We start from the raw sequence: 17,797 nt of genomic DNA on the forward strand, positions 1-17,797 counted from the left end.
GTGTTATTTACTTAATATGCTCTGCAATATCGCTAAAGATGACACCTAAGCCGTGTGCGCCGGCATCCGGATAGCCCAAGCTACGGTCACCGACAGTTCCGGCACGTCCCATACGTGCCACGATATCTTTGGTCGATTCCGCACCTTTTACCGCAGCGGCTGCACCCAGCACAAAGTTTTCTTTAAATGTTTTGTCGGTATTGGCAGACCATGAATCTGCACAAGGAACCAAAGCATCAATCAGGGTTTTGTCACCCACCACAGCGCCACGACCAAATGAACGCTCACCAGTAGTTTGAATGCCTTTTACCGCAGCTTGAAGCATCTCGGCAAAATCTGCCACAGTTAATGTGGATTTGCCTTGAATGGCTTTACTCGCTGCACGAAACGCTGAACCCCAGATTGGACCTGATGCACCACCACAATGCTCCATGATAATCATTGAACTGTTCAGCAAAAATTCATCCATGTACTGCGCTTGAATCAGGCCTTGCCATTCGCGTTTCAGCTGTTTAAAACCTTTAGCCACACTCATGCCAAAGTCACCATCACCTGCATGGGCATCCAGTTCGCAGAATGGCACTTCGTTTTTGATAATACAGGCAGCCATTACGTCAACGACATAACGCATATTTTCTATCGTGAACTGTTCATTTTGAATTTCAGCATGTTCAGGCTGAGTTTCGACTTCCGTATTTATTACATCTTCTGCTGCGGCATTTTTTGTTGCGAAGATTAAAGGCTGTGCTGCTGAACCATCCATTTTAAGAGCGGGCGTGTTGGCTTCCGCATCTAAGTAGCTTTTTAGCTCATCATCGACTGCCAGAAGAGACACCGAGGCACCATTCATGTCGATACTGGTCATGTAGTTACCAACAAAAGTGCGGTAAATCTTGATGCCTTTGCGCGCCAAATGTTCGCAAACATCATTGTTAAACACATACAGCTCTTGCATTGGTGTTGAACCAAAGCCGTTAACTAGAACAGCAACTTCAGTCAGATCAGGACGATCGAGGAACAGGTCATCGATAATACGTTGTGCCAGTTCTTTAGATGGCAGGATTTTTTCACGGCGGATACCCGGTTCACCGTGGATGCCGACGCCGTATTCCATTTCATCATTCGCTAGGGTAAAGGTGGGTGTACCTTTGGCAGGAACAGTACATGAGCTATAGGCGAAACCAAGACTAATCACGTTATCCGCTGCTTTTTGAGCCACAGCTTTGACTTCCGCAAGCTCTAAACCTTTTGACGCTGCTGCACCTGCAATTTTATGCACGAAGATGGTACCAGCAACACCACGACGACCAACCGTATAGAGGCTGTCTTTAACGGCAATATCATCTGCCACTTTGACGTAATCTACTTTAATGCCATCTTCCGCAGCCAATGCAGCACCATTCTGGAAATTCATCATATCGCCAGAATAGTTTTTGATGATCATCAAAACGCCTTTGTCTGTTGCCACATGTTGCAGGGCTTTGTAGACCTGAATTTGTGAAGGTGATGCAAATACGTCACCACAAACGGCTGCGTCTAACATACCTGCGCCGACAAAGCCTGCATGTGCCGGCTCGTGACCGCTGCCGCCACCACTGATCAGGGCGACATTTTGGTGTTTTTCTTTTCGGGAAATGATTTTATAAGATTCATTAAATGCAAGTTCTGGATGTGCCAGGACAAAGCCTTTGCACATTTCGACAACGATGTTTTCAGCACCGTTCATGAGTTTTTTCATTGGAACACCAATAGTCATTGATTTGGGAGATAAATTTATTGGTCTATTATTCATGAAAGTGATGATTTTTGCAGACTAAAAAGGGTAAAAGCGGATGATTTAGGGTTGATGGGTTAGAAAAGGGGCACATATTTGTTAAATTAAATCCCTCCCAACCTCCCTTTGAAAAAGGGAGGAGCTGTCACGTAATTTATTTGTTTATGTGGAGTCCCCCTCTTTGTTCTTGCGCCATATATGGCTCAGGGTTAGGGGAGATTCTAGAAAAGAGAATAAAAATGAAATCCTGCAATAAAAAACTTTAAAACAGTCTCACATGATATACGTAATAACCTCAGTGAAATTGAGATAAATGTGATTTAAATTATTGAATCATATAATTAAATATATATTATAGTGTGGATAATTTTAAGTTTATTTTTACATAGAGGGTGTTATGGAGTTTTCAGATAGAAAAATTAGTATTTTTAAGCAGTTTTTTAATTTCATGAGATTTTATAATATTAATTATAGAGCAAAAAATAAAGCTGATGAAAATGTTAATTTAGATTATGAAAAGACATATGCCTCTCTAGTTAATGAGAATAGAATATTTATAAAAGAGCTAATAGATGAAAGGTCTAAATTAAAGGAAAGTTTAGATAAAATTTATTTTTATTTGGAAGATATTGATTTATTAATATTAAGAGAAAAAATTAAGAAACTAAAAGAAAAATTAAATGGTTATATTTTGGATAATAAAGAGGAGTTTGAGTGTTTTGATTTAAGGAGAGAAATAAAATTAACTGAGCAAGAGTTGGAGCATTATGAAATAAAGAAAAAGGAATACGATTTAGCTCGAGTAAAAATTATTAAATTGCAAGAAGTCATTAACTTTCATAATATAATGATTTTATTTATTAATTTGGTATATGTAGATATTTTGTTTAATAAGAAAGAATTATCTCATTTAAGATTTTTAGAAATTATTGATGAATTTAATTACTCTGAGTGTGTTGCTTTATTGCATTTATCATTTTTATTGGAAAGTTATTATTTTAAAGAAGAAAACTTGTTAGATCATAATTATAATGAAGTTGGAAGTTTTATTAGAAATATACTAAGTTTAGAGTACTTTTCAATCTTACCAGTGGTATCTAATGAATCATTGAAATTTCCAAGAAATAAATATGTTGATTATAGTGTAGGTAAAATAAGGGGTAAATCTGAAAAGAAAGATTATAAAGATGAATTAAGATGTAACCAATATGAGTTTGTTAATCTAATAATTTTACAACAAATTGTTTTATATGTTTTAAATAAACTGAATGTAAGATTTGATAGTCAATATGAAAGAAAAGTTGCTCATTATACGAGACTAGATGTAGGATTTAATCTAGTTACTAAAAAATCACTAATGAGATTAAATTCTACTGAACATATGAATGATCCAAGTGAAGGAAAAATTTTATCTGACTTTTTTAATCTACAAAAAATTGAACCAGAAAACCCTCATAGTCATGTTTATCTAACATGTTTTACATTTAATCATAATTCACTAAATCAATTCAGACTTTATGGGAATATGGATGATGTAGAGTGCTCAGGTATGAGTCTTGTTTATAGTAGTGATTTTTTTGATGATGTATTGTCTTCCTTATTTGCTTTTCATATGGATGAAATAAGTTATTCTAAACTGCCATTATTTAGATGTATTTATATGGATGCATTTTCAGGCTATTTTGAAATAGCAAAAAGAAATAAATTTACTTTTTATCAAGAGCATAAAAATAAGAAAATAGCATCCAGAATATGGGAATCTTATGAAAAGAAAATTAAAGATATTGAAGAAGATATTAATTTGTCATTTGAACATATGAAGGTATTGCTGAAAAGATTGAATGATACGGATAATTTAAATATTATTACTACGGTTAATAATATACTAAAGCCTTTAAATTATTTAATTAAACACTTTTCTTTTCAAGAGGAGCAAGAGTGTAGGGTGATGAAGATAGAGGAAATATCTGATTCATCAGTTATTTATGATAATGAGAAACAACGAAGTTATATTGAGTATCAAGTTGATTGTGATTCGAAAATTAAGAATATTTATTTAGGTGAAAAATCAAAAATTAATTATACATATTTAATTAAAAAAATTGTAGAAGCTAATTGTATTTTGCCAAAAGTAAGGATTTCTGATAATCCTTATAGATCAGTAAAAAAAGACGTAATATTTAATTAGTAAAAAAATCCCCTCATTCGAGGGGATTTTTTTATCTAAACTTGGTGATTCTTAAGAAATCGAATCATCCAGATTTGGCGCTAACCAGCGTTTCGCTTCATCTAACGTCCAGCCTTTACGCTTCGCATAATCTTCTAACTGGTCGCCAGAGATTTTACCCACGTTAAAGTATTCAGTTTCAGGGTTTGCATAATAGAAACCGCTCACTGATGAAGGTGGCCACATCGCAAAGCTAGAAGTCAGGTAAGTACCCATCTTCTCAGTAGTACCTAACCAGTCGAACAATGGTGCTTTTTCAGAATGTTCAGGACAAGCAGGGTAGCCCGGTGCAGGACGAATACCCACATACTTCTCTTTAATTAACTCATCATTGGTTAATTGTTCATCTGCCTGGTAGCCCCAGAACTCTTTACGAATACGTTGATGCAAGTGCTCAGCAAAAGCTTCAGCAAAACGGTCACCCAAAGCTTGAACCATAATCGCGTTATAGTCATCGCCTTTGGCTTTGTATTCTTGCGAAAGTTCTTCCGCACCAAAAATTGAAACTGTAAAGCCACCCAGGTAATCCTGCGCCACATCTTTCGGTGCAATAAAGTCAGCCAGAGAGTAGTTCGCTTTACCGGTCACTTTGTCAGACTGCTGACGAAGGTGCTCGAAGCTATGCGTCACATTGCCATTTTCATCAGCAACAGCAACCGTATCTGCCGCCACACGATTCGCAGGATAAATGCTAAACGTCGCACGCGCATCGAAACGTTTATTCTCGATGATGTCTTTCAACATTGCTTGTGCTTGTTCATACAAATCACGTGCAGCTTCACCCACCACTTCATCTTCAAGGATTTTCGGGAATTTACCCGCCAAACTCCAAGAAATAAAGAATGGCGTCCAGTCAAAATATTCCACCAAGGTTTCTAAAGGATAGTTGGTGAATGTTTGTGAGCCAATGAAATTTGGTTTAACTGGTGCATTCTTGGCAAAGTCGATTTTGAAACCGTTTTCAACTGACTCAGCATAAGAAAGCTTCGCAGCTTTCGGCTGCTTATTGGCAAGACGGATACGGATTTTTTCATAATCCGCAGCATAGTCTGCTGCCAGTTTTGGTTTCATCTCGGCAGAAAGCAATTGCGTTGCCACACCCACCGCACGAGAAGCATCAGCCGTGTAGTACACGCCATCATTATGATACTGCGGTGAGATTTTCACAGCGGTGTGCGCTTTAGAGGTCGTTGCACCACCAATCATCAGTGGAATATTAAAGCCTTTACGCTGCATTTCTTTAGCTACAAAGACCATTTCATCCAATGACGGTGTGATCAGACCAGACAAACCGATGATATCGACTTTTTCATCAATTGCAGTTTGTAGAATTTTCTCACATGGCACCATCACGCCAAGGTCAACGATGTCATAGCCATTACAGCCCAATACCACGCCCACGATGTTTTTACCGATATCGTGTACATCGCCTTTCACCGTAGCCAAGAGGATTTTACCTTTGGCTTCAGCCTGGGTTTTTTCAGCTTCAATGAACGGGTTTAACCACGCGACGGCCTGTTTCATGACACGTGCCGATTTCACCACTTGTGGCAGGAACATTTTGCCGGCACCAAACAGGTCGCCGACCACGTTCATACCCGCCATGAGCGGACCTTCGATCACATCCAGCGGACGCGTCGATTTTAAACGGGCTTCTTCCGTATCCTGATCGATATAAGTGGTGATGCCTTTTACCAGTGCATACTCAAGACGTTTTTCAACGGACTCGGCTCGCCATTCAAGGTTTTCTTCCGCTTTTTGCTGACCGCCTTGACCCCGGTATTTTTCTGCAATGGTCAATAATTTTTCAGTTGCTTCCTGACCGCTTTCGCCCTGGTTGCGGTTCAAGACTACATCTTCAACGGCATCTTTAAGCTCTTTGTCGATGTCATCATAAATCGCCAGCTGGCCGGCGTTCACGATCCCCATGGTCAAGCCTTTCTGGATCGCGTGATACAGGAACACTGCATGGATCGCTTCACGTACAGGCTCGTTACCACGGAAGGAGAATGATACGTTTGAAATACCGCCTGAAATCATCGCATTTGGCAGATTTTCTTTAATCCAGCCGGTTGCTTCAATGAAGTCCACGCCATAGTTATTGTGTTCTTCAATACCCGTTGCCACTGCAAATACGTTCGGGTCAAAGATAATATCTTCAGAAGGGAAGCCCACTTCGTTCACAAGTACATCGTATGAACGCTTACAGATTGCTTTTTTTCGTTCTGCTGTATCGGCCTGACCATTTTCATCAAATGCCATCACGATCACCGCAGCACCGTACTGACGGCAAAGGCGGGCACGTTCGACAAACTCGTCATAACCTTCTTTTAAGGAAATCGAGTTCACAACGGCTTTACCTTGAACGCATTTCAAACCTGCTTCAATAATCTCCCATTTAGAAGAATCGAGCATGATTGGCACACGTGAAATATCAGGTTCAGATGCGATCAGGTTCAGAAAGTGCACCATCGCACCTTGTGAATCCAGCATGCCTTCATCCATGTTGATGTCGATGATCTGCGCACCGGCTTCCACCTGTTGACGTGCCACGTCCAACGCTTCTGTGAAGTTTTCTTCTTTAATTAAACGAAGGAATTTTTTAGAACCCGTGACGTTGGTACGTTCACCGACGTTCACGAATAATGAATCTTTGGTGATGTTAAATGGTTCTAAACCACTTAAACGACATGCAGGCTCAATTTCAGGGATCTGGCGAGGGGCAATACCTTCAACCGCCTGCGCAATCGCGCGGATATGATCTGGCGTAGTACCACAGCAACCACCGGTGATATTGATCAAGCCGCTTTCAGCAAATTCTTTAATGAATGCTGCCGTTTCTTCAGGGGTTTCATCATAACCACCAAACGCATTTGGCAAGCCTGCGTTAGGATGCGCAGAAACGAAGGTGTCGGCAACGTCAGACACGGTTTTTACGTGTGGACGCATCGCATCTGCACCAAGTGCACAGTTAAAGCCGATTGAAATCGGTTCTGCATGACGCATTGAGTTCCAGAATGCTTCTGCGGTTTGACCTGTCAATGTGCGACCTGAGGCATCGGTAATCGTACCTGAGATCATGATTGGCAATTCATAACCCAGTTCCTTGAACACTTCTTTTACTGCAAAGATGGCAGCTTTAGCATTGAGCGTATCGAATACAGTTTCAATCAGGATGATATCAACACCGCCTTCAATTAAGGCTTTGGTCGATTCGATATAATCAACTTTCAGGGCATCAAAGGTGATGTTACGGAACGCAGGATCATTCACATTCGGTGAAATAGATGTTGTACGTGATGTTGGCCCGATGACTCCGGCTACAAAACGCGGTTTTTCCGGCGTTGAATATTTGGCACAGGCTTCTTTTGCTAAACGTGCAGCTTCACGGTTAATTTCTGGAACCAGATCTTGCATATGATAGTCAGACATAGAAACACGCGTACCGTTAAAGGTATTGGTTTCAATAATGTCTGCGCCGGCTTCAAGATATGCTTCGTGAATGCCTTGGATAATCTGCGGTTGGGTCAGGACTAAAAGGTCATTGTTGCCTTTGAGGTCAAAGGCCCAATCGGCAAAACGTTCACCACGATAATCGGCTTCTTCCAGTTTATGGCGTTGGATCATGGTACCCATCGCACCATCGATAATTAAAATTCTTTTGGCAAGAAGTTCTTTTAAGGTGGTTAATGTCGACATTCAAACGTTCTCAGCAGTCTTTTAAAACGGCTGTAATCTTAGCAGATTAGTGAACTGATTTCTGCTGACATTGCTCAGAATGATGGATAAGTATGATATGAAAATTTGATAAGTCAGTAGATAAACATAAAATTCTGAAATCCGGACCAGAAAATATAGTTAACCTGGCTCTGATTTGACCGGTTTAGGGCAGGGGCAGAAACACAAAATTGAACTGAGGCATCTATTCATAAAAATGTCATATTCATTCCTTATGCTATGCAACTGAAACTTTATTCAGCCTGCTGACAGAAAGGGCTTCGATGGTTTTGGTAGCAAAATGTGTGTACTTTTTGCGCAGAAACAAGCTGGAATGCTATCTCAAGTGAATGATTTATAAAATCAAAATTTAGTTTTTAGTCGGAATTAAACAGGACGAATGACAGCAAGAAAATCCAAATAATTGCATCATATGACAACAGTTTGTCATATAATTGTCACAATTTAACTGAACAATATGAGGATCATTGAATCCTCTATTCCTGCTTGCATGAATCCTAATCCAACTCCCGTAGATTCAGCACACAAGTCGGCTTCGAAAAAGTCGACCAATGTTCATGTGCCAACACCGAAATTTTTTATGCCGGTGTTCTTGACTCTTATTATCACTACGCTGATTTATATCGGCTTCCAATTGTCTTCAGATTTAGCACATGTACCGGCCTTAAGCCTGTATTCAGTTATTTTGTTAGCAACTGCACTTTTTATCGCATTGAGCTTTGAATTCGTCAATGGCTTCCACGATACAGCCAATGCTGTTGCTACCGTCATTTATACCAATGCACTCTCAGCTCCCGTCGCAGTGATGTGGGCCGGCTTCTGTAATTTCCTTGGGGTTATGGTGGCCAGTGGCGCGGTTGCTTACGGTATTATTGCGTTATTGCCGGTTGAGCTGATTATGAATGTCGGCTCTGGTGCAGGCTTTGCCATGGTCTTTGCCATGCTGATAGCGGCCATTCTCTGGAACCTTGGAACCTGGTTCCTTGGTATTCCTGCATCCAGTTCGCATACCCTGATCGGTTCGATTCTGGGTGTTGGCATCATGAATTACATTCTGAATGCCGGCAGTGGCGCTTCAGGTATAGACCTGGAGCAGGTGATTAAAGTTGGTAAGGCGCTATTATTTTCGCCTCTCATCGGTTTTGCATTTGCAGCGGTGCTGTTCCTGCTGGTGAAAAAAATCTTCAAGCGTCAAATGGAACTGTTTCAGCCACCTGAAGGCAACAAGCCACCACCTCCATTGATTCGTGCCATGCTGATTTTTACCTGTACAGGTGTGAGTTTTGCACACGGTTCAAATGACGGTCAAAAAGGCATGGGTTTGATCATGCTGATTCTGATTGGGTGCGTACCTCTGGCGTACTCATTGAACAAGAATCTGGATACCCAGCATATTCAATCTTTTGGCCAGTTGTCGGCACAAACAGCCGATGTGATCTATCCAAATCATCAGGATATTCCGGATGAGCAAGCCCGTGCTGTTATCACCAAGTATATCCAGACCAAGGAAATTACCCCTGAAGTCATTCCGGCACTGGCAAGTTTGACCGATCATCTGGGTGAGAAAGTAGCTAGCTATAGCAACATTAAAGATGTGCCTGAAGCTCAAGTTTCTGAATTCCGTAACGACATGTACCTCAGCACAACCGCTTTTAAACGTCTGGATAAAGCAGAATCTTTACCTGCGATGTCTGCTGCGCAAGAAAAAACGGTGGATAAATACCGTGATAATCTTGACTCATTCCTGCAATATATTCCAACCTGGGTGAAAGTTGCAGTTGCGCTTGCACTGGGTCTAGGTACCATGGTGGGCTGGAAGCGTATTGTTGTGACCGTCGGTGAGCGTATTGGTAAAGAACATATGACCTATGGACAGGGCATGTCCGCCGAGCTTGTTGCGATGTCGACCATTGCTGCGGCAGATGGTTTCGGTATGCCAGTATCTACTACTCATGTACTGAACTCAGCAGTAGCCGGTACCATGGTAGCAAACAAGTCAGGACTGAATTTCCAGATGGTGAAAACCATTCTGTCTGCCTGGGTATTTACCTTGCCAGCAACGATCTGTCTGTCAGGTGGTTTGTATTGGATATTGTTAAAAGTGTTCTAAACATCGTTGATAAAAAAACGCTGCCTCGGCAGCGTTTTTTTATGGGTGATTTTTACCTCTCCCTTGCGCACTCAGAATATATTCTGAGGATGCTCATCTCCTAAGAGGAGAGGGGATTTTACATAATATATTCAAATATGGGTATTGACGCTAAATCTTGCTCTTTTACCTCATGGAAAAGTAGCTTGGAGGCAGATATCTAACAGTTACTAAAATTTATGATGGATACTCCCTCTCCCTTGGGGAGAGGGTTGGGGTGAGGGGCAGAATTTTAAATAAAAAGAATATCGACTCTAGGAAAAGGGTAAAGTGAAGGAAATAAATTACTTCTTCAACTTGCTCAATAATCCTTTTGGCAATTTCTCCGTCGCAAAACCAAACAGCGCAGCAAAAGGCAGTGCGGTACGCGCCAGATAAGCGACTCGCCACAAACCACCATGATTCGCACCATGCATCATTAACTCAAGCGGATGGTTCAGTTCCACTTCAGGATTGGCCACTGATTCCGGATTGCGAAGGTCATGAATCCATAATGCTGCCATCAATGCATTGGTAGTTTCAGGTGCGAAAGCTTCCACATCAAACAGGCTGGCGCCATTGAATGCGGCTTTTAATAGCGGATTTTTGGTAACAGAATGAGTGGTCGTAGAAGGTGCAATATTAATGCTGACCCGTTGACCTTGAGCACGCGCCAAGGTTGCACGCCATTGCTGAATACGTTTTGCCAGCGCATAGTTTGGGCCTTGTTCAACCACCAGACAGTCACAAATGCCATATGCCTGATCGCCAGACTGAATCAGCTCATGACTATTTTTCTGGAAAAAGTGTTTACGGCTTAAAGTCGCAACACTTTTAGAAATCAGGGTCTGTGCCTTGGAGCGTTCTGCATATTTTTCTTTTGAGGCTTCGATCACTTCAGCTGGAACGGCATACACATCAGTCGGCGTACACATATACATCAGGCTGGTATTGGCTTTTTGCTGGCTAACATAGTGCATGATGGCATCCATCGCCATGGAAACGCGGACATGCTTTTCACCATCCAGATAGGCAATCGCAGCCAGATCCAGATCCGTCTCAAACTGTAATAGCCATTTAGCAATTTCAGGAATCTGGGTGAGTAAATTTGCGCCCAGTTTTTCTTTCAAAATGTTCGGTGAAGTATCGGCAGGCAGATCTTTAGTACAAGGTGCATACAGGGTGGCATTGCCTTGGCTAACGGTGTCAATAATCTTGCCCCAGACCCGGGTATTCGGCAAATCAATCGCCACAATATTGGCTTTCCATTTTGCCAGCCAGGTTAGAGGTCCTGCTTCAGATGCAGCACCAAACAGCACTGTGGTCCGATCTGACAGGTCAAACCATTCAGGATTTACCACACATTCACGTAGGGCATTGGCATGGCTGGTTTCCATGATGCCTTGAGTTTCCCAGCGTTCAATCTGCTCCAGTAAGGCATCACCTTGCAGCTTTTGCCCCTGGTAGGGCACATACCATTCTGGTGCCGCTTTGCTATGACCTGTCAGCTTAAAGGTATGCAACTGACCCGCGGGAAGAGAGAAGACCTCCTGCAGTAAATGCTTTTGACCGTCACGATAAAACTCAAAAGTCTGATGAGCCTGTGCCAATCCATCCTCTGCAATTTTCAGACTGGCTTCAGGAGAACTCAGACCCTGCTCGACCAGCTGCTTAAAATGTATGGTGTAGAGTTTGCGCCAGTTTTTTTCTGATTGTGCCTGTGCAGAACTGTGAGGGGCGATATTGGCTAGCGCTGCCGCGATAATTGCGCGCCCTGCTTTTGAGCTACTGGGTTTTTGTTGTGGAGACTGAAGAGGAAATTGGAGACCGTCTGGTGTAGTGGACATGCAAAATATCTCGATAATGACAGTGATTAATATACAGATGTATACATTATCGCTGCAAAATTCACTTCAAGATTGGCATTAAGTGACATCCTGTCTTTCTAATATATTACGAGATGTTTCAACTGACCAAGAGAGCCGCAGCTCTCTTGTCGATTTTTAGTGAAAAACTCAGGCCCAACTTACAGGTAGTCCAGTTGTCTCAGGATTTAAAAATCCGCGTTAAAACGGAATCTGCATCAGTTTATTCAGGAAGTGCGGAATCAGGCGTGGCTCCAGAATAATCGTCATGATCACACCGTAGGCTGCTCCCCATAAATGCGCGCTGTGATTAATATTGCTATTGCCTTTTTTGCCTGACCAGATGCTATAGGCCACATACAGCACAGCAAAAATAATTGCAGGAACTGGAATGAAGAATACAAAAATCAGTTTCCATGGTTCAAACAGAATATAGGCAAACAGCACAGCCGACACTGCACCGGAAGCGCCTAGACTGGCCCAGCGCGCATCATTTTTATGCTTCAGGTAACTTGGCAGAATCGCAGCAACCAGAGCACCCAGATAGAACAGGATAAAACCCAGGTCGTACAGATATTGACGATAAAAGCTTTCAATTACACTGCCAAAAAAGAACAGAGTAATCATATTGAACAGCAGATGGGTTCCATCCGCATGAATAAACCCGTGCGTAATAAAACGGTCATATTGTCCACGTTGCAGTGCCGGAGGCCAGAAAATCAGCCGGTTCATTACCGTCTCTTTGGAGAAAGCAATAAATGACACAATACAGGTGATCAGAATAATGGTAACAGTATGATTAAAAGGTAAATCAAGCATATAAATGATTCTAATGGTGCCTATTTGCTAATTATCATGCCATTAAAATTGAGCTAAAGTTGTACTTTTATAATAAATCCGACAATTTTAGTTGATTTTTAAAAATTACCCCGCATCTTCAGTTAAAATGGTCACTTGAGCTTGAGGAAATTATTGTTATGTCGACTGAGAACAGCAGCACTCCAGTTGTTGGTGAAATTCCCAACTTATTGATTACACCAACAGCACAAGAGTATTTAAAGGATTTACTGGATAAACAGAACACCCCGGGTATTGGTGTGCGTGTTTTTGTAGAGCATCCGGGTACTCCTCGCGCTGAATGTTGCATGGCCTATAGTGCACCTGATGAAGTTGTACCGACAGATTATAAGCAGGAATATCCTGATTTCCCTGCTTTTATCGACTCGCCATCTATTCCGTATTTACTTGATGCCGTAATTGACTACAACAAAGACCGTTTTGGTGGTCAGTTGACCTTCCGTGCGCCGAACTCTAAAGTGCCACGCGTGGGGCCAGATGCATCAGTAGAAGAGCGCATTACCTATGTCTTGCAGTCTGAAATTAACCCGGGTCTGGCGGGCCATGGTGGTAACTGTGCACTGGTTGAAGTCAAAGAAGACCCTGAAAAAGGTTTAACCGCTGTACTTAAATTTGGTGGTGGTTGCCAGGGTTGTTCAGCGATTGATATCACCTTGAAACAGGGCGTAGAAACCACACTAAAACAGCATATTCCTGAATTGATGAATGTCGTTGATGAAACGGATCATAGTCAATCTGAAGGTGCGTATATGAAATAAGCTGTTCTATATAACAGTTCATTTATAGCATTTAAAAAAAACCTCGAACTTTCGAGGTTTTTTTATATCTGGCTTAAAATTTGGTGAATATTAATGATAATAATTATCAATAGCAATTGCATTTAAATGGAAAGCTGTTACACTTCGCAACCGAATAAACATGATCTCTTCATAAATATTGGGGCGCGCAAGGTATGAATAAGCCATTCTTAAAAACCACTTTGGCATTTGCTGTAACTTCAGTCATGACGGGTAATGCATTTGCAGTCGAAGCTGTTGTTCCACAAGCGGAAGCGACTAAACTGCAAACGATTGTGGTGACCGCAACAGGTTATGAGCAAGATTTGGCTAAAGCACCTGCTTCCATTACCGTGATTGATCGTGAAGAATTGGATAAACGTGAATATAATGACATTACTGATGTGCTGCGTAATACGCCTGGGGTCGTGGTTTCGGGTGCAGGTTCTGCACAGACCATCAGTATTCGAGGCATGAGTTCAAACTACACCTTGTTTCTGGTCGATGGTAAGCGTCAATATGGCAAGGATGTGAACCCGAACGGGGATGATGGCGGTTTTGAGAAAAATATTCTGCCACCGCTTGCCGCCATCGAACGTATTGAAATTATTCGTGGTCCAGCTTCTACACTGTATGGTACGGATGCCATGGGCGGGGTAGTCAATATCATTACCAAAAAAGTCTCGGATGAATGGTCTGGTCATGTCGAATTAGGAACCACAATTCAGGACAGTAGCCGTTCAGGTGATATTAAAAATGCTTCTGTATATCTTGCCGGTCCTTTAATTGCAGACAAGCTGGGCGTGCAGCTGTCAGTCAATAAGCAGGAACGTAATGAAGACCGTTATGTGGGCGGTTTTCGTGGCACAGAACGTGAAAGCTTAAATTCACGTCTGAGCTATGCCATTAATGATGATCATGATGTGCAGGTTGAAGCCAATTTTGTGCAGCAGGAATCCACGACTTCAGTCGGTAAAACGGTAGCAGCCATTCAAGGCGCTGCAGATTCGTTCTCGCGTAATTACCGTAATGTTTATTCAGTAACCCATAATGGGCGTTATAGCGATAACTTGGACAGTTCATCTTATATCCAGTATGAAAACTCAAAAAATCCGGATCGTGGCAATACGGAACTCGGCACCAAAGGGATTACCCTAGATACCTGGACAGCGAACAGTCAATGGAACTGGGCCTTAGGTGATCACATGCTGTCATTCGGTGGATATCTTAAAGATGAAAAACTGGTCGATAAAGCCACTAACCGGAATCCTAATGCACCTGAATTTAGTGAGTTAACACGATGGTCTGCTGCTGCATTCCTTGAAGATACCTGGAGCATGACAGATCGTTTCGATTTAACCGCCGGCCTGCGTTATGACCATGATGAAAACTATGGTGGCCATTTATCGCCACGACTGTATGGGGTGTACGCGGTAAATGATAACTTTGTAGTAAAAGGTGGTGTGGCCACAGGTTATAAACAGCCTGATATTCGTGCAGCCACAGAAGGGTTCTATAGCGTCACGGGTGGTGGCGGTTCACCCTTGCCAACAGGCCGTGGCATTATTCGTGCCAATCCGGACTTGAAACCTGAATCAAGTGTATCGACTGAATTAGGTTTTAACTGGAAAAATGATTATATCAATACATCGCTGACTGGCTTTATCACTAAATATAAAGACCGGATTACGGAAGTTCGTGCCTGCGAAACCGATACTGATGGCACCACAACAAACCGTAATAACTGGCAGAATTGGAAATGTTTCGAAGGGGATATTCCATTCTATTTTATTAGTGAACGGATTAATGTAGATGAAGCGGAAATTCGTGGTGTAGAAGCAACGGTAGAAGCCAGTCTGAATGATTACACGACATTGACTGCAAACTATACCTATACCGATTCAGAGTTTAAATCGGGTGCTTTTAAAGGCCAGCCACTGAACCAGATGCCAGAACACATGTTTAATATTGGTGTCGATTATGAGCTAAACGATGCATTAAATGTATGGAGCCGCTTGCACCACCGTTCTGAAACCTCTGCATACCTGAGCCGTACTTCTATGGCTCAGCCAAATCCAGGCTACCAATTTGTAGATGTCGGCTTTAACTATAAATTCAGTCCGAATTTGACCGGTAAATTTGGCGTCTATAACCTACTGGATGAAAAAGCTGAAGATATTGATGGGGATCAATTATTGGATGGCCGCCGTTACGGTATCAGCCTGAATGCAAAATTCTAAGCACACGAGAAAATAAAAAAGCCGCTATAAAGCGGCTTTTTTATTTAAATTTTAAGGATTTTTAAAGTATCTTCATGATAATAAAATTGTTCCAGATATTTTCGTGCGCGTTCACGTAAATGGCCTTGAGAAACCATCTGCCGGATTACCGGGCTGAGCAGTTGCTGCAATTCATTCTGAATGAGAGCTTCATCAATATTCAGATCACGTAATAACTGATCAAAAGTATGTTCCTGATTGCGGACATACCAGGTATGAATTCCGTCATGTAACTGCTGCTGCAGATAGTCGGTCTGGCGTATGTGATCCCAGATGTCATGACCTAAGCCGACCGTCTGATTCAGATCCTGTAGCTCAATATACTTCTTCAAGACAGATACAGGCATGACCTTGATTTTATGCCAGAGATTAGCCTGAAAATGATAGAGTTTTTCATCGTCAAAATGCTGGTTCAGCACATGCTCACTCATCTGGCTGAGCTTCAGAATGTTCTTTTGCAGATAACGCGCAATGGTGCTATCGAGGTTGGTATCGGTGACATTTTCCAGTACAGATTTACCCATTTTCATAAAGCGGGAAACCCCGGGCACGCTTTTGGCAATCATGGAGTTATCCAGATAATCCTGAATGGAGTGCTGGATCAATTGGGTAATCATGGCTGAAAATGCCGGATTATTGACTACGGTTTTAATCAAACGCTGCCGATGGTCACTTTTGCTGGCCACATACTGGGCGATTTTATCGACGGTCAGTACTGGAATCAGATCGGCAATCGTGGTGGTGTCATTGGCCGGATGCACCAGTGCAAAACGGATATGCTCGGCAATCTGTTCAATTAGAAAGCTACTGGTAACTGTATCCAGAATCTGTTCCTGTAAAAGCTGATTGATTGCTTCACAGCTCCACAGCTCTTTTAGCGTCTGTTTACGCAACCACAAATAAAATGCATGAAACTCGCTTTGAATCGTTTCAGATTGAGAAAATGCTTGATCGAGAAAATCAAGTTGAGCATCGATCAACTGCTCAATCATCGGGTGTTTCTGCATAGCATCTCTGAAACTTAATATAAAGGAATGAGTTTATCAGCAAGCGGGTTTTTTAGGGTCTGCGTCTTGGCCAGAAAAGGTAAATAATGTTGTGCGACCTGTTTTTCTGCTTCCAGAATTGGCATATGCCCGACATTATTCAAAATCACCGGTTTTTCGGCACGTTTCAGCAGGGCATGCAGTTCTTTGACCACCTCAACATTAATGATCCGATCCTGTTTGCCCCATAAAATCAGGGTGGGTGCTTCAACTGTACGGGTCAGACGGGCAAAGGTTTCCGGCGTATAAATCCGGTTTAGCATCACCACCTGATCAATCGATTTGCTGGTTTGTTCAGCGCGTGAAATCAGCAGTTTTTCCTGTGCATGCCGCAACTGATAAGGAATTACTGGCGGGTTCTGCATCAGCTCTTTGGATACATCCTGCAGATCGCCGGGTTTGCTGACGATCAGATCTTTTAAGGCTTGTGGGTCTTTGGTGTAGGGAGTATTCCCCATTTTGTAAAGACCAGCACTATTAATAAGAAATAGACTCTGAGTATCGAAAGGATATTGTGAAGCATACACCGTAGCAATCGATCCACCCAGAGAGTGGCCGGCAATGTGTAAATTTTCGTCCACATTTAAGGTTTCAAGGAACAATCGCAGTTGAGAGGTAACATTGGGCACAGAAACATCAAAATCGTCGGGCACTTTGGTGTCGCCATTGCTCGGCAAGTCAGGAATGATGACATGATAATAAGGTGTCAGAAACTGGGCCACCCGATTCCAGTTGTCACGGGTGCCGGCCAGACCATGAATCAGTAGAATTGACGGTTTGTTCTTGGACCCGCCTTCGCTATAGCTCCAGGTCACCTCTCCAATTTTGAGGGTCTTGGACTTGAGTCCGGCAAGGCTACGTTCCTGCAATAGATGTTGCTGCAATACTTGGGCAGACTTTTCACTTTTCTGGCCAAACAGATTTTGACCATGGGTCAGGCCTGGTAATGCCATGCTTAAGGCAACCAGGGTTGAACAGATCATTTTCGAGCGCAATCTTATTATTTTCTTCATTGGCTATTCCCCAAAATAAACCCACCAAGCAAAATGCTCAAAATACTTCCGTGTTATCGATTTGCAATTTATAGATGAATCAAATCGTAATCT

At 42.2% G+C, this 17,797-nt stretch carries 10 protein-coding genes; 4 read left to right on the forward strand and 6 right to left on the reverse strand.

All coding sequences use genetic code 11. From position 1 onward, the window contains the following. Window positions 1-7: 7 nt before the first annotated feature. The gene (dhaK, locus tag VXQ92_RS00130) at window positions 8-1,738 is read right to left on the reverse strand and encodes a dihydroxyacetone kinase subunit DhaK (RefSeq protein WP_416679845.1); all 1,731 of its coding nucleotides are present in this window, start codon (window positions 1,736-1,738) and stop codon (window positions 8-10) included. A 433-nt stretch (window positions 1,739-2,171) separates the two neighbouring features. Between dhaK and VXQ92_RS00135 the strand changes: the two genes are divergently transcribed. Beyond that, window positions 2,172-3,962: a hypothetical protein gene (locus VXQ92_RS00135; RefSeq protein ID WP_416679846.1), complete on the forward strand. Its 1,791-nt coding sequence runs from the start codon at window positions 2,172-2,174 to the stop codon at window positions 3,960-3,962. Window positions 3,963-4,013: 51 nt separating this feature from the next. Here VXQ92_RS00135 and metH read toward each other — a convergent pair whose 3' ends face one another. Further along, entirely contained in the window at window positions 4,014-7,700 is a 3,687-nt protein-coding gene (gene metH, locus VXQ92_RS00140; protein ID WP_416679847.1) for a methionine synthase, read from the reverse strand. Window positions 7,701-8,229: 529 nt separating this feature from the next. Between metH and VXQ92_RS00145 the strand changes: the two genes are divergently transcribed. Then, a complete protein-coding gene (locus VXQ92_RS00145) occupies window positions 8,230-9,849 on the forward strand; it encodes an inorganic phosphate transporter (protein WP_416679848.1) in 1,620 nt (539 codons plus the stop codon). Between the two features lie 323 nt (window positions 9,850-10,172). On the opposite strand, the gene VXQ92_RS00150 is transcribed toward VXQ92_RS00145, so the two are convergent. Next, the gene (locus VXQ92_RS00150; RefSeq protein ID WP_416679849.1) at window positions 10,173-11,714 is read right to left on the reverse strand and encodes a hypothetical protein; all 1,542 of its coding nucleotides are present in this window, start codon (window positions 11,712-11,714) and stop codon (window positions 10,173-10,175) included. Between the two features lie 219 nt (window positions 11,715-11,933). Then, window positions 11,934-12,551 carry a rhomboid family intramembrane serine protease gene (locus VXQ92_RS00155; protein ID WP_064095679.1) on the reverse strand — a complete coding sequence of 206 codons (618 nt, stop codon included), beginning with the start codon at window positions 12,549-12,551 and terminating at the stop codon, window positions 11,934-11,936. A 158-nt stretch (window positions 12,552-12,709) separates the two neighbouring features. Here VXQ92_RS00155 and nfuA point away from each other — a divergent pair, with 158 nt between their 5' ends. Continuing rightward, on the forward strand, window positions 12,710-13,348 hold the full coding sequence (gene nfuA, locus VXQ92_RS00160; protein WP_044111637.1) for a Fe-S biogenesis protein NfuA: 639 nt from the start codon (window positions 12,710-12,712) through the stop codon (window positions 13,346-13,348). Between the two features lie 194 nt (window positions 13,349-13,542). Continuing rightward, a complete protein-coding gene (locus VXQ92_RS00165) occupies window positions 13,543-15,606 on the forward strand; it encodes a TonB-dependent receptor domain-containing protein (protein WP_416679850.1) in 2,064 nt (687 codons plus the stop codon). Between the two features lie 44 nt (window positions 15,607-15,650). Here the strand turns inward: VXQ92_RS00165 and VXQ92_RS00170 are convergent, their stop codons facing one another. Beyond that, the gene (locus VXQ92_RS00170) at window positions 15,651-16,652 is read right to left on the reverse strand and encodes a hypothetical protein (RefSeq protein ID WP_416679851.1); all 1,002 of its coding nucleotides are present in this window, start codon (window positions 16,650-16,652) and stop codon (window positions 15,651-15,653) included. A gap of 14 nt (window positions 16,653-16,666) precedes the next feature. After that, window positions 16,667-17,704 carry an alpha/beta fold hydrolase gene (locus VXQ92_RS00175; RefSeq protein WP_416679852.1) on the reverse strand — a complete coding sequence of 346 codons (1,038 nt, stop codon included), beginning with the start codon at window positions 17,702-17,704 and terminating at the stop codon, window positions 16,667-16,669. Window positions 17,705-17,797 lie beyond the last annotated feature (93 nt).

Source organism: Acinetobacter sp. 228 (assembly GCF_048147885.1).